Origin of the sequence: Frigoribacterium sp. CFBP 8766, assembly GCF_014841435.1 — a bacterium.
GTDB lineage: Bacteria > Actinomycetota > Actinomycetes > Actinomycetales > Microbacteriaceae > Frigoribacterium.
This window is the reverse complement of record NZ_JACYTX010000006.1, coordinates 90,332-104,782: the sequence shown is the minus strand read 5'-3', so window position 1 is coordinate 104,782 and position 14,451 is coordinate 90,332. Positions and strand designations below refer to the sequence as shown.

The following is a 14,451-nucleotide window of genomic DNA, read 5'->3' as shown; positions in this document are numbered from 1 at the left end:
GCGATCCGGGGCGACCTGGCGCACGCGAGCACAGCGGGCGGGGGTGATCGTGACCGCGACGGCCCTGGCGGCGACCGGTGCCCTCGTCGGCGTCGACGCCGCGAGCGCCGCAGGCCGCAGCGGCGACGGCACCGCGGGCGGCAGCGGCGGCACCGACGCGCGCGCGGCCGCAGCCGTGCTCGGCAGCGACTGGCGCACCAGCTTCGAGGCGGACGACGCGCAGCCCCTCGCGAGCACGCCCGCGACGCCCGACGACCTCGGCACCGTGAAGGCCTCGAACGGCCTGCCGCCCGGCAGCCTGCTCGGCCACGTGACGGAGGCCTCGGCGAGCGCTGACAACGCCCCGGGCGAGATCGCCGTGAACCTCACGGACGGCAACCCCGCCAGCAAGTGGCTCGCCTTCCAGCGCACCGCGACGATCACCTACCTTCTCGACTCGCCGCAGACCGCGACCGAGTGGTCGCTGACGAGCGGCAACGACGCCCCCGAGCGCGACCCGCGGGCGGTCACGCTGCAGGGCTCCGCCGACGGAGGTGCGAACTGGGTCGACCTCGACGCGCAGCCGGCCGTGGCGTTCACGGGCCGGGGCGCGACGAACGAGTACGCGGTCGCCGCACCGGGCGCCTACGACGCGTACCGGCTCGACATCACGCAGAACGCGGGCGCGGGCCTCACCCAGCTCGCGGACTGGTCGCTCGGCGACGGCACGGAGGCCGTGCCCGAGTCCGGCCCGATGGTGACCGTGGTCGGCGGCGGCCCGGTCAGCGGACCGAACATGAAGCCCGGCGCGGGCTTCAGCGGCACCAAGTCGCTGCGCTACGCGGGCGAGCACACGGCCGCCGCCGGCCGGGCGACGAACGTCCTGTTCGAGGGCCTCGAGCTCGAGATCGGCGACGACACCGAGTTCTCGTACCGGATCTTCCCCGAGCTGGGCGGCGACCTGCAGTACCCCGCCACCTACGCCGCGATCGACCTCGAACTGGCCGACGGCCGCGTCGTGAGCGGCGTCGAGGGCGTCGTCGACGCCCACGGCGAGGGCACCTCGGCCGCCGACCGCGGCTCGTCGAAGATCCTCTACGCCGACCAGTGGAACTCGGTGCGGGTGCCGCTCGGCGACCTCGCCGGCGAGACCGTGACGCGCGTCCTGTTCGACTACGACAACGCCGGCGGCGCGGTCGGCACGACGTTCCAGGGCTGGGTCGACGACCTCGACCTCGACCCGGCCCCCGCCCGGGTCGACGGCTCGAGCCTCGTGAACCACGTCGACACCCGCCGCGGCACCAACTCGACCGGCGGCTTCAGCCGGGGCAACAACGTGCCCGCGGCGACGGTGCCGAACGGGTTCAACTTCTGGACCCCGATGACGAACGCGTCGAGCCAGACCTGGCTCTACGACTACCAGCGCGGCAACGACGACGCGAACCTGCCCCGCCTGCAGGGCATCGGCGTCTCGCACGAGCCGAGCCCGTGGATGGGCGACCGGAACCAGCTCGCGATCCTGCCCTCGACGACGGCCGTGACCGCCGCGGACGCAGCCGCAGGAGGCGGCACCGCGCCCGACGCCTCGCTCGCCGCCCGGGCCCTCCAGTTCGACCACGGCGCCGAGATCGCGCGTCCTGACCTCTACAGCGTCGACACGACGAGCGGCCTCGAGGCCGCCGTCACGCCCACCGACCACGGCGCCGTGCTGCGGTTCGCCTTCCCGGAGAGCACAGCCCCCGAGGGCACGGGCACCGACGGCGCAGCCGCGGGCACCCGCACGGGCAGCGTGCTCGTCGACCAGGTCGCCGGGAACTCCGCCCTCGCCGTCTCCGCCGACGGCCGGGTCTCCGGCTGGGTCGAGGGCGGCTCGGGCCTGTCGACCGGGGCGACCCGCATGTTCGTCAGCGGCCAGTTCGACCGCACGCCCACCTCCGTCGGCGCGGCCGCGGGCGACCGGAAGGGTGCCCGGTACGCCTCGTTCGACGTCTCCGCCGCGGGGGCCGGCAGCGCCGCCGGCGTCGTCGAGCTCCGCCTCGCCACGTCGTTCATCTCGTCCGAGCAGGCGGCGCACAACCGCGACCTCGAGCTCACCGGTCGCAGCTTCGACGAGGTGCGCAACGACGCCGAGCGCCAGTGGAACGACCGCCTCGGCGTGATCACGGTCGAGGGCGCCCGCGACGACCAGCTCGCGACGCTCTACGGCAGCCTGTACCGCCTCAACATGTACCCGAACTCGCAGTTCGAGAACACGGGCACGGCCGCCGCGCCGACCTACCGCTACGCGAGCCCGGTCGCCCCGACCGTCGGCACCGCCACGGACACGACGACGAACGCCGCCGTGAAGGACGGCAAGGTGTACGTCAACAACGGCTTCTGGGACACCTACCGCACGGTCTGGCCCGCCTACTCGCTGCTCTACCCGGAGATCGCGGGCGAGCTGATGGACGGCTTCGTGCAGCAGCACCGCGACGCCGGCTGGATCGCCCGCTGGTCGAGCCCCGGCTACGCCGACCTGATGACCGGCACGAGCTCGGACGTCGCGTTCGCCGACGCCTACGTGAAGGGCGCCGTCGACGGCGACCTCGCGCTCGAGGCGTACGACGCGGCGCTGAAGAACGCCAGCGTGCAGCCGACCCAGAGCGGCGTCGGCCGCAAGGGCCTCGACCAGTCGCTGTTCCTCGGCTGGACGCCGTCGAGCACGGGCGAGAGCGTGTCGTGGGGGCTCGAGGGCCACATCAACGACTTCGGCCTCGGCCAGATGGCGGCCAAGCTCGCGGACGACCCGGCCACCCCGGAGGCGCGGCGTGCGCAGCTGAGGGAGGAGTCGGCCTGGCTGCTCGACCGCGCCCGCGACTACGGCACGCTGTTCGACCCGGCGACCGGGTTCTTCCAGGCGCGCGACGCCGACGGCGCCTTCGCGGAGCCCGCCGAGACCTACGACCCCGAGTCGTGGGGCGGCGCCTACACCGAGACGAACGGCTGGAACTTCGCCTTCCACGCCCCGTTCGACGTGCCCGGCCTCGCCGCGCTCTACGGTGGCTCGGAGGGCCTCGACGCGAAGCTCGCCGAGTTCTACGCGACGCCCGAGGAGGCGGACAAGCCGGGCGGCTACGGCGGCGTCATCCACGAGATGGTCGAGGCCCGCGACGTGCGGATCGGCCAGCTCGGCATGAGCAACCAGGTCTCGCACCACATCCCCTACGTCTCGGCGGCGAACGGCGACCCCGCCACGACGCAGCGGGTCGTCCGCGAGATCACCCAGCGCCTCTTCGTGGGCAGCGACATCGGGCAGGGCTACCCCGGCGACGAGGACAACGGCGAGATGTCGTCGTGGTTCCTGTTCTCGGCGCTCGGCTTCTACCCGCTCGCGATGGGCACCGACTCGTACACGATCGGCTCGCCGCTCTTCGACGAGGCGACGATCCACCTCGAGAACGGCAAGGACTTCACGGTCCGCGCCGAGGGCAACTCGACCGAGGCTGTCTACGTGCAGTCGGCGACCCTCGACGGCGAGGCGATCGACACCGCGTCGCTCAGCCAGCAGAGCATCAGCCGAGGAGGCGTGCTCGAGTTCGAGATGGGCGAGCAGCCGAGCAGCTGGGCGGCCCACGCACCGGACCCCGCCGACCCGGCGGCGGCGCTGGTCGACGCCACCACGGCGGGCCAGGGCGTGCTCAGCGCGAGCGACGGCACCGACGTCGCCCGCCTCGCCGACGACTCCGCGAGCACCGCCGCGACGTTCGACCTGCCCGATGCCGACGTCACCTGGCGCTCGGCCTCCGGACCGGTCACCGTGTCGCGGTACACGCTGACGAACGGGCCGGGCGGCTCCGCGGCCCCCACGGGCTGGACGCTCGAGGGCTCGACCGACGGCACCACCTGGCTGCCGCTCGACGAGCGCGCGGCCCAGACGTTCCCCTCCGCGCTGCAGACCCGGCCCTTCGCCGTCACCGACCCGCGGCCCTTCACCTGGTACCGGATCGCGACGACCGGCACCACCGACGGACGCGCGGCCACGCTCAGCGAGATCGAGCTCATGGCCGACCCGACGGCACCGGCCGGAGCCTTCACCGTCAGCGGCAAGCCGGGCCTGACGAGCGAGGCGGGCGCCTCGTTCGAGAGCGCGGTCGCCACCGTGACCCGCGCCTCCTCGACGGGGTCGCCCGAGGCCGGCGGCGGCGACGCCGGTGCCGTGCCCGACGGACTCGTCGCGACGGTCGACTGGCTCGACGGCGAGGGCCCGCAGCAGGCGACCCTGACCCCGACGGCCCTCGGCGGCTGGGACGTCACGGCACCGGCGAGGGTCTTCGACGCCCCGGCGACGTACACGGCGATCGTGACCGCGACCGACGGGACCGACTCCGCGAGCACGACGACCTCGGTGGTCGTCTCGCGGACCGCTCCGGCGTTCGAGGACGCCTTCGACAGCGTCTGCCTCGGCGAGCCCGGACAGGCCGCGAACTGCGACTACCTGGGCAACGGGTTCTCGCGGCCGTCGCTGGCGGGCGGGGGCTTCGTGCAGGGGACCGAGGTGGCCGTGCCCGGCACCGAGCTGACGTTCGACCTGCCGGCGGTCCCCGCGGGCGAGCCGGACAACGCGACGGGGCAGGGCCAGGTGCTGCCGCTCGACCTCGGCGACGACGTGACGCAGCTGTCGGTGATCGGCACCGCGACCGAGAAGCCGCAGCAGACCGTCGGCACGCTGACCTTCGACGACGGCACGACGCAGCCGCTGCCGATGGAGTTCGGCGACTGGACGGGCGGCGTGACCACGCCCTCGTTCGGGAACGTCGTCGTCGCGACGTCGGACGGCCGCACGAACGGGGCGAACGGCTCCGACACGGCCGTCGCGGGGATCTACTCGACGGCACCCGTCACGCTGCCCGAGGGGAGGCGCGCCGTGTCGCTCACGATGCCGACGCAGACGGGAGACCCGCGGTCGGCCGGGCGGATCCACGTGTTCGCGATCGCCACGGACGGCACGCGCCTCGCACCGCCGGAGGCGCTGGTCGCCACGGGCGCGGAGGCCGGCCTGGCCGGGACGGCCGGCGTCGAGGTCTCGGGCGCGCTCGCGACCGTGACGGGCGGCGTCGGCGGCGGTCACGGCGCTGGTGCCGGTGACGGCGCTGGTGCTGGTGCTGGCGTCACCGCGCTCGTGAACTGGGGCGACGGCACCGTCGTCACGCCGGGGACGATCGTCGACGGCGTGGTCTCGGGGGCGCACACCTACGCGCTGCCCGGCAGCTACACCGTGACGATCACGGCCGACGACGCACGCTCGAGCTCGGCCACGACGACGACCGCGGTGATCGCGGCCGCGCCGGTCGACCCGGGCCCGGACGAGCCGGGAACCCCCGGCGACCCCGGGAATCCCGGGAACCCCGGGAACCCGGGCACGCCCGGGAACCCCGGCACGCCCGGCGACCCCGGCACCCCGGGGGCGTGGACACCGTCGATCCGGGTCCTGGCCGACTCGGCGACGCGGGGCACGGTCGTCCCCGTCGACGGCGACGGCTTCGCACCCGGCGAGCAGGTGTCGCTGACCCTGTTCAGCGACCCGATCGCGCTCGGCACGCTGACCGCCGACGCGGACGGCATCGTCCGCGGGTCGTTCACGGTGCCTGCCGCCGCGACGACCGGGGCACACGAGGTCGAGGCCCTGGGCGCGACGTCGCAGGTGGCGGTGCGGGCGGCCTTCCGGGTCGTCGACACGGCGGCCGCCGACGCCGGACGCGCCCCGCTGCGGCCCGGCTCGAACGACGGCTCGCTCGCCTACACGGGCGGCGACCGCGAGTCCGCCGTCGACGCCGGGCTGGTCGCGGGCGTGCTGCTCGCCGCCGGCGGGCTGGTGCTCGCCCTCGAGGCGGCCCGCCGCCGACGCCGTCGGCACGAGGTCGCCGCGCGGTAGGGCGACCCCGCCTGCGCGGCCGGTGCACCACCTGGCGGCCCCCTCCCCCACCGGGGCGGGGGCCGCCTCCTCGTGTCCGGTCCTGCTCTCTCCTCATTCAGGAAGATGCGTCCTGCCTGGTGCGGGAGGGGGAGCCAGCGTCCTGGATCGTGCACGGATCAGGAGATCCGACCAGTCGGTTCCTGATCGTCGAGAGCGGCTGACCTACTGAAAGGTCAGGACGTCGTCCGTGCCGATGCTCATCGTGTAGCTCACGGTGAAGGGGACGTCCTCGTCGATCGCGTAGCGGCGCCCGTCGAAGAGCGACTGCGCGTCGACGACGAGGTGCGCCGTGCCCGCGGCCTCGGTGACGAGCCACTGTCCCGACACCGTGCCGGGCTGCACGGCCACCTGCGGGTAGGCGACGATGCTCCACGCGGGCTCGCCCGTGACGCGGTCGTCGACCTGCCGCCCGAAGGGGCAGCCGGCGGGCAGCAGCACCGGCTGGGTCACGCAGTCGGTGTCGAGCATCGTGTCGAGCTGCTCCTGCAGCACCTGCGAGAAGGAGGCGCGGGCCACGGTCGCGACGCTGGCCGACGAGGTGGCCCCCGCGCTGATCACCGTCACGGGGACGGTCGGCGCCTCGAGGTACGCGCTCTCGTGCGAGAGGACGAACCGCGAGGGGGCCAGCACCTCGAAGCGCGTCGCGACGTCGCCGCTCTCGGTGGTGACGAGACGGCCGTCGACCGTGAAGCGCGGGTCGTTCATCGGCGTGACGTCGAGGGTCGCGGTCGGGGTCTGCGCGAAGCTCCAGGCGCGGAAGAAGCCGAGGCGAGTGCCGGCCTGCTGCACGACGAACTGCGACTGGCCGGGCGTGCCGTCGAGCGTGTACGAGAGCGTCACGGTGCGGGTGCCGTCGCCGAGGTCGAGCTCGCTCTCCTCCTGCACGTCGGCGAGGCCGCCGAGCGAGGGCACGGTGAGCAGGGCGTCCTCGAGCTCGCCCGTCGGCTCGATGCCGGCGAGGGTGAGCGCGCTGGCGGTGTCGCCACGGTCGATCGCGTCGAGGTAGCCGCGCGCGAAGCCGCCGGCGCTGTACACGGTCGCGTTCAGCGCCACGACGGTCACGGCGAATCCGATGACCACGAAGAGCGCGGCGCCGCCCCAGATGGCGACGAAGGGCCACCACGACGACGGTCGCCTCCTCTCCCCCACGGACGAAGACATGTCCACAGCATAGGTCGGCCGAGGTCACGATCAGCCGTGCAGCCTAGGAGGCGCGGGTAGATTGGGTGTCCGCCTCCCCCGCCCGAAAGGTCCGTGCCGCCCGTGTCCGTCGCCCTCTCCGCCGAGCAGCAGGCCGTGTTCGACGCCATCGAGGACACGAAGGAGCACATCTTCGTCACCGGCCGCGCCGGCACCGGCAAGTCGACCCTGCTGAACCACCTGTCGTGGAACACGTCGAAGCAGGTCGTCATCTGCGCGCCGACCGGCGTGGCCGCCCTCAACGTCGGCGGGCAGACGATCCACTCGCTCTTCCGGCTGTCGATCGGGCTGATCGCCGACCACGACATCGAGCAGAAGAGCGAGCTGCGCAAGCTGCTCAACACGATCGACACCCTCGTGATCGACGAGGTCTCGATGGTCAACGCCGACCTGATGGACGCGATCGACCGCTCGCTGCGCCAGGCCCGCCAGCGCCGGTCCGAGCCGTTCGGCGGCGTGCAGGTCGTCCTCTTCGGCGACCCGTACCAGCTGCCCCCGGTGCCCGGCGACGCCGAGGAGCGGGCGTACTTCCGCGACAACTACCGGTCGATGTGGTTCTTCGACGCGCACGTCTGGCAGGAGGCGTCGCTGCGCATCTACGAGCTGGCGTTCATCCACCGGCAGACCGAGGGCGACTTCAAGGAGATGCTCAACGCCGTGCGCCACGGCCGCGTCACCGCCGAGATCGCCGGCGCGCTGAACGGAGCAGGGGCACGACCCGCGCCGACCGACGGCACCGCCATCACGCTCGCGACCCGCAATGACACCGTCACCCGCATCAACAAGGTCGAGCTCGAGCGGCTGCCCGGGCGCGTGCTCACGGCCAAGGCCGAGGTCAGCGGCGAGTTCGGCGGACGCACGTTCCCCGCCGACGAGGCGCTCGAGCTGAAGCGCGGCGCCCGCGTGATGTTCCTCCGCAACGACCAGGACCAGCGCTGGGTCAACGGCACCACCGGCACCGTGACGAAGGTGCGCGACACCGTCTTCGTCGAGGTCGACGGCGAGGAGCACGAGGTGCAGCCCGCCGTGTGGGAGAAGTTCGCCTACTCGTGGTCGGCCTCGACCAAGCAGCTGCGGAAGGACGTGGTGGCCGAGTTCACCCAGTTCCCGCTGCGCCTCGCCTGGGCCGTGACGATCCACAAGTCGCAGGGCAAGACGTACGACAGCGCCATCGTCGACCTGGGCACCCGCGTGTTCAGCGCCGGTCAGACCTACGTCGCGCTCAGCCGCATCACCGCCCTCGACGGGCTCTACCTGACCCGCCCGCTGCGGCCTGCCGACATCATCGTCGACCTCGACGTGCGGCGGTTCATGAGCCAGGCGACGCGGGTGCCCGCGATCCGCGCGGCGGAGGACGCGGCCGCGGCGGCGGACGGCGGTGTGGGTGCGGCGGACGGCGGCGTCGCGGCTGACGGCGCGGGCGCGGCGGCGCCGGACGCCGCCAGCTAGGGGCCGCGGCGCGAGCCGCTCCGCACCTCGGCCGCGGGTGCTCTGGCATGATCGGGGGATGACCACGACGACCCCTGCCGCGTACGAGCCCACGATCCGCGAGTCGCCGAACCGCGCCGCAGCCCTGACCATCGGCACGCTGATCCTGCTCGTCGGCGCCTGCGGGTTCTTCGCCGAGAACATGGGCTCGTTCTTCGACACGACCGGAGCGGAGCTGGGGTTCCTCAACGTCAACCCCGCGCTCGTCGTCATCTGGGTGCTCTCGGGCGCGGCGCTGCTCATCGCGGGCGCCTCCGGCAGTGCCCCCGCCCGCACGATCAACGGGGCCGTCGGCCTCCTCTTCGTGGTGCTCGGCGTCGCCGGGTTCCTCGTGCGCGACACGGAGGTCAACTTCCTCGCGCTCAACCTGGGCGACGACATCACCCACCTCGTCGCCGGCGGCGTGCTGCTGCTCACCGCGATCGGTGCGGAGCGCCGCCGCCGCTGACGCGCGGCACCGCTGCGCTGTCGCGCGGCACCGCACCGCATTTCGTACACCGCACCGGGTCTAGACCCGGTGCAGTGTTCGTTTCCCGGTGCAGTGTGCTTCCGCCGACGCGGGCCTGGAGCGACGGGGAAAAGGGACGGGGACGGTGTGGGCCCACGCCTCCTGCGTCCCTTCTCGCCTACAGAGCCCCGCTGACGCTTCGGCCCGGCGGCCAGCCGCCGCGCCGGGCGGCCGCCGGGCGCGGCCGCCGGGCCGCCGGGCCGCCGGGCCGCCGGGCCGCCGGGCCGCCGGGCCGCCGGGCGGGCCGCACGGCGCAGCCGCACGGCGCAGCCGCCGGGGCGGCGCGGCGCCCGCGCTGACATGATCGGGGCATGGAACCGACTCCCCGCCGCCGCGTCGTCGTGCTGATCAACCCGTCCGCGTCAGCCGGCAGCGGGAACGGCGTCGGTGACGCCGTCGTCGCCGCGCTCCGCACGGCGGGGCACGACGTGGTCCCCCTCCGCGAGCCCACGGTCGAGGCCCTCGCGGCGGCCGGGCGCGCGCAGGTGCTGACCCTGCCCCACGCGCTCGTCGTCGTGGGCGGCGACGGGGTCGTCAACCTCGGCGTGCAGCTCGTCGTGGGGGTGCCGGTCGCGCTGGGGATCGTGCCGACGGGCACCGGCAACGACATGGCCCGCACCCTCGGGATCCCGCACGACGACCCTGAGGCCGCGACGCGCCTCCTCGTCTCGCTGCTCGACCGACCACCGCTCGTGATCGACGCGGGCACGGTGACGCGCGGTGACGAGTCCACCTGGTTCGGCTGCATCGTCTCGGCCGGCTTCGACGCCGTGGTCAACGAGCGGACGAACGCCCTGCGCTGGCCCAAGGGCCGCCGCCGCTACGACCTCGCCCTGCTCATCGAGCTGCTGCGGCTGCGGCCGCTCTCGTACCGGCTCGAGCTCGACGGCGACTCCCGCGAGGTGCGGGGCACGCTGGTGACCGTCGGCAACGGGCGTTCGTTCGGCGGAGGCATGACGGTGCTGCCCGACGCGCGCCTCGACGACGGCCTGCTCGACGTGCTCATCGTGGAGCGGCTCGGGCGGCTGCAGTTCCTGCGGCTGTTCCTCAAGGTCGCGAAGGGCACGCACCTCGCCGACCCCCGAGTGCACGTGCACCGGGTGCGGAAGGTCGTCATCGAGTCGGGGGACGGCATCGTCGCCTACGCGGACGGCGAGCGCATCGGGCCGCTGCCCGTCACCGTCGAGGTCGCCCCCGGCGTGCTGCACGTCATCGCGCCGGCCGCCTCGGCCTGAGGGCGCGCCTCGCGCCTGACGCCTCCTGCCTGAGGGGCCTCGCGCCGTCCCCTCCTGTCCGCCAGCCAGTCCGTCCGTCCGTCCAACGAGTGGTCCGATCTGGTCCTCCTGTCGGTCGCGGGGGACCAGATCGGACCACTCGGCACGCACGACCCTGATCCTCGGCCGGGAACCGGCGAGAGGCCCCGGATCGACCGTCGCCCGCGAGGGGAGGTCGATCCGGGGCCTCTCGTGAGAGCCGGGGAGGCGTCAGCCGCGCAGGCGGGCCGCCCTGCGACGGGCGCGGACCAGCAGCACGGCGCCGAGGGCGACGAGTCCGCCGGCGAGGGGCAGGGCCCAGGCGGCCAGCTCCGAGCCGGTGTAGGCGAGGCCGTCCCGGGTCGCGCCGGCTGCGGTCGACGTGCCCGCGCCTCCTGCGCCTGCACCGGCAGCGGGAGCACCCGCGCCCGGCGCACCCGCACCCGCACCCGGAGCACCGGCGCCGTCACCCGGTGCGACGACCGGCGGGTCCACCACGACGGGCGGGTCGACCGGCGGCACGACGACGGGCGGCTCGACCGCCGCGGGCACCGTGATCGCGAAGAGCGTCGTCGTGCCCGAGACCTCGTTGCCGACCGCGAGCATCGGCTCGCCGGTCGCCGAGTCGTCGGCGGGGATGAAGGCGAGCCCCTCCGGCCCGAGGTCGCCCGCCGCCGAGAGCGCGGCAGGCGAGGCGTCGGCCGGCGGCGCCGTGAAGTCCCGGTCGTTCACGTAGGCCACGAAGGAGGCGGCGGTCGGCACGGTCACGTCGTAGACGGCGATCCCGCCCACGCGCTCGAAGCCGATGAAGGCGTAGGTGCGTCCGTCGATCTCGCCCAGGGCGACGCCCTCCGGCTCGGGGCCCTTGTCGTCGCTGCGACCGTCGAGGTTCGACTCCGTGTGGTTCGAGTTGAAGAACTCGGGCGCGGCGGCCGCGGTGACCTCCTCGAAGTCGGAGCCCGAGTCGAAGACCTGCTGACCGCTCGCGTCGAGGATGCTGAACGACCGCGACCCGAACGTGTAGAGCGTCTCGTAGCAGGAGCCGTCGGCGCTGAGGCCGTTCGCCGTCGTGACGTTGAGGCGACCGAGCGCGGCGGGCGCCAGCGAGCCGGCGGCAGGCGACGTGGCACAGACCGGCGGGACGCCGCCCCGGCCGAGGGCGCTGACCCGCGACACCTCGCTGTAGCCGTCCCAGTCGCGCGAGTCGCCCTCGTTGGCGGTGACGACGTAGGTCGAGCCGCCGACCTCGTAGCTGGCGATCGTGTCGGGCATCAGGTAGCCCTCGACGCCGGCCCAGGTGCCGATGGCGATCGCGGGGCCGCCGCCGGCACCGTCACGGTCGGACGGGTCGAAGGGCACGACCGCGCGGTCGACGGTGCCGAGCGGCACGACCTCGGTGACGGTCGCCGAGGCGACGTCGACGATCGCGAGGGCGTTCGCCTCCTGCAGCGAGACCCACGCGGTCGCACCGTCGGCCGAGAACGTGGCGTACTCGGGCTCGAGGTTCTCGCTCACCGGGAACAGCAGGGGCGACTCGGGCGTGACCGTGCCGGCGTCCTCACGGCCGCCGAAGATCCGCACCTCGGGGTCGAGGACGGCGCTGCCGCCGACCTCGAAGTCGTGGAAGTCGGCCGTGCTGACAGCCGACTGCGCGGGCGCGGAGACGGTCGCGGGCACGGCGACGACGCTGATCGTGCCCTCGGGGTCGACCGAGTAGTCCTCGGCGGGCTCGCCCTCGTTCGCGACGATCACCCGGGCGCCGTCGGGGCTGAAGGCGACCATGTCGGGCAGCGAGCCGACGCGCACGGCGCCCAGGGCGCCTCCGTCGCCCGCTGCGTCGAAGAAGACGACCCAGCCGAGGTCGGTCTTGTCGTCGCTCTCGACGGCGACGGCGCCGAGGCCGTCGGCCCGCACCGAGACCGAGTTGGCGACGGCGCCCGCGGGCACGACGGAGCCGTCGGCGGCCGTGACGCCGGTGGTCTGCACGGTGAAGCCGGCCGAGACGGGAGCCGAGGGCCTGCCGACGTCGAGGACCTCGACGACCGCCTCCGCCGCGTTGACGACGAGGAGGCGGTGCAGCGTCGTGCCGGAGGAGTCCCGCGCCGGGCCGGTCCAGTGCTCGACGATCTCGGCGGCGCTGGCGTCGAAGGTGCCGGTCTCGTACGAGCCGACCGGCTGGAGGTCGAAGGCCTCCTGGTCGGCGAAGACCTCGATCGGGGCCGCGACGACGGCCGCGCTCGCGGGCGCCGAGAGGCCGATCAGGCCGGCGGCGGCGAGGGCCGCGGTGCCGGTGAGGGCGACGGCGCCGAGCGGGCGCCGGACGCGGGCGGCCCGCGAGGAGGTCGAGGCGGCGGCCGGTGTGGAGGTCGGTGTCGTGGGGCGGGAGGCCGGGCGGCGTGCGCGCATGCGGGAGCTCTCTCTGGTGCGGTCGGGTCGACCGGGTAGGTCGTGCGTTCGGGACGGTCGGGCGTCGGGACGCCACGACCATATGCACGACACGTGCCGCAGAGATGGCCGTCGGGTTAACGGCTGGGGCTGTCGCCCTCGTCATCGGCGCCCTCGGCGCCCTCGCTGTCCTCGTCCGGCGCGTCGCCGCCGAGATCGGGGACGCCGAACTGCTCCGTCTCGAGGTCGACGGCGTCGGTGCCCTGCGGCACCGACACGGGCGACGGGCCGGCGAGCGCGGCGGTGCGGCTCGCGAGGTCGGCGACGAGGCCCTCGTCGGTGATCTCGTCGCCACGGGCCTCGTCGACGCTGAGCGAGTCGGAGGTCAGCATCTGGCTCGCCGGCCCGACGAGGATGCTGAAGACCCGGGGTGCGCCGTTCCGGTCGATCGCCGGGACGTCGATCGAGTCCGACCGCCCCTTCATCGCCAGGGCCTGGGCGTAGGCCAGGACCGCGTCGGCGATGTCGTCGCCGGTGACCAGGTGGTCCTCGGCGTAGCTGATGCGCTTCATGCGGCTCTTCCGGCTCACTCGGGGGAAAGTCCCACGGGCTGAGCGTCCCACGGTACGCGCCCGCACCTCCTGCGAGCCGGGTGCAGGCCCGTCAGGCCCGGTGCAGCGTCTCGCGCGGGTACTCGCCGAAGCGCTGGACGTAGGAGGCGGAGAAGCGTCCCAGGTGCGCGAACGCCCACCGCTGGGCCACCTCGGCCACCGTCACGGTGTCCGCCGACCCCTCGACGAGCTCCTCCCGCACGCGGTCGAGCCGCACGGCCCGCAGGTACTCGGACGGCGTCGTGTCGAGGTGCCGGCTGAACGCCTGCTGCAGCCCGCGCGGCGTGAGGCCGGCGTGCTTCGCGACGCCGCTCGGGGTGATCGGCTCGTGGGCGCGCGAGTGGACGTACTCGACCGCCTCGCGGAGCGACGCGTTGCGCGGCGCCAGCACCTCGTCGGGGAGGCGACGCGAGGTGTGCGGGAACGTGTCGAGCAGCACCCTCGCCGCGTAGCGCGCGGTCTCGGCCCGGACCGCGTCGTCGGACGCGTCGTCGAGGTAGGTCCGCGCGATGTGGCGGAGGGCGGCGTTGAAGCGGGTGCGCCCCTCGTCGTCGATCACGGCCGTGTGGTCGAAGCGCACGGAGCCGGGGTAGGCGTCCTCGCGCTCGGACGCCACCTCGTCGAGCACGCGGTCGGAGAGGTGCAGCAGGTTCTGCTCGACGTCGGTCACGCGGAACGAGAAGGGCCGGCCCCAGGGGAACGGCATCGGCTGCCCGAGCTCGGGAGTCACCTCGTCGCGCCCGATGTCCATCAGGGCGGAGCCACGGCCGATCCACTGGATGATCCGTTCGCCCCGCGGCTGGATGGTGCCGGTGACCTCGCCGGAGAAGTGCGTCGTGCGGAGCGTCAGCTCGCCGTCGCCGCGCGTCGTGTGCCGCCAGTGGAAGGGCTTGTCGGAGGCGACGAACCGGAGGCCGCCCACCTCGCCGTAGCCCGAGCCGAAGAACCGGGCCGCCCCGTCGACGTCGTCGCCCTGCGCCTCCACCAGGACACGGCGTCGGGGATCGGCGGACATCCCTCTGATCTTGGCCGGAGACACAGGCCGGGACAAGTCGCCGAGAGGGGGTTGACGGG

8 protein-coding genes are annotated in these 14,451 nt (G+C 74.0%); 4 read left to right on the top strand and 4 right to left on the bottom strand.

Features of this window, described 5'->3' with window-relative positions:
- Positions 1-49 precede the first annotated feature (49 nt).
- Positions 50-5,890, top strand: coding sequence for a GH92 family glycosyl hydrolase (locus tag IFT90_RS14745; protein ID WP_371812331.1), 5,841 nt, complete (start codon positions 50-52; stop codon positions 5,888-5,890).
- 204 nt (positions 5,891-6,094) lie between these two features.
- On the opposite strand, the gene IFT90_RS14740 is transcribed toward IFT90_RS14745, so the two are convergent.
- Positions 6,095-7,093 (bottom strand): hypothetical protein, encoded by a 999-nt coding sequence (locus tag IFT90_RS14740; protein ID WP_192042972.1) that lies wholly within the window; start codon positions 7,091-7,093, stop codon positions 6,095-6,097.
- A gap of 102 nt (positions 7,094-7,195) precedes the next feature.
- On the opposite strand from IFT90_RS14740, the gene IFT90_RS14735 reads away from it, so the two are divergent.
- From IFT90_RS14735 to IFT90_RS14725, 3 genes are all read left to right on the top strand, one after another.
- A complete protein-coding gene (locus IFT90_RS14735) occupies positions 7,196-8,581 on the top strand; it encodes an AAA family ATPase (RefSeq protein WP_192042971.1) in 1,386 nt (461 codons plus the stop codon).
- Positions 8,582-8,639: 58 nt separating this feature from the next.
- Positions 8,640-9,068, top strand: a complete 429-nt coding sequence (locus tag IFT90_RS14730; RefSeq protein WP_192042970.1) for a DUF4383 domain-containing protein — start codon at positions 8,640-8,642, stop codon at positions 9,066-9,068.
- 371 nt (positions 9,069-9,439) lie between these two features.
- Complete coding sequence (locus IFT90_RS14725) at positions 9,440-10,363, top strand: diacylglycerol kinase family protein (RefSeq protein ID WP_192042969.1); 924 nt, start codon at positions 9,440-9,442, stop codon at positions 10,361-10,363.
- A 249-nt stretch (positions 10,364-10,612) separates the two neighbouring features.
- Here IFT90_RS14725 and IFT90_RS14720 read toward each other — a convergent pair whose 3' ends face one another.
- The 3 genes from IFT90_RS14720 to IFT90_RS14710 all read right to left on the bottom strand — a co-directional run bounded on the left by IFT90_RS14720 (position 10,613) and on the right by IFT90_RS14710 (position 14,392).
- Positions 10,613-12,787, bottom strand: coding sequence for a choice-of-anchor I family protein (locus IFT90_RS14720; RefSeq protein ID WP_199861888.1), 2,175 nt, complete (start codon positions 12,785-12,787; stop codon positions 10,613-10,615).
- A gap of 116 nt (positions 12,788-12,903) precedes the next feature.
- Entirely contained in the window at positions 12,904-13,338 is a 435-nt protein-coding gene (locus IFT90_RS14715) for a hypothetical protein (RefSeq protein WP_192042968.1), read from the bottom strand.
- A gap of 91 nt (positions 13,339-13,429) precedes the next feature.
- Entirely contained in the window at positions 13,430-14,392 is a 963-nt protein-coding gene (locus tag IFT90_RS14710) for a helix-turn-helix domain-containing protein (RefSeq protein ID WP_192042967.1), read from the bottom strand.
- Positions 14,393-14,451: the final 59 nt, after the last annotated feature.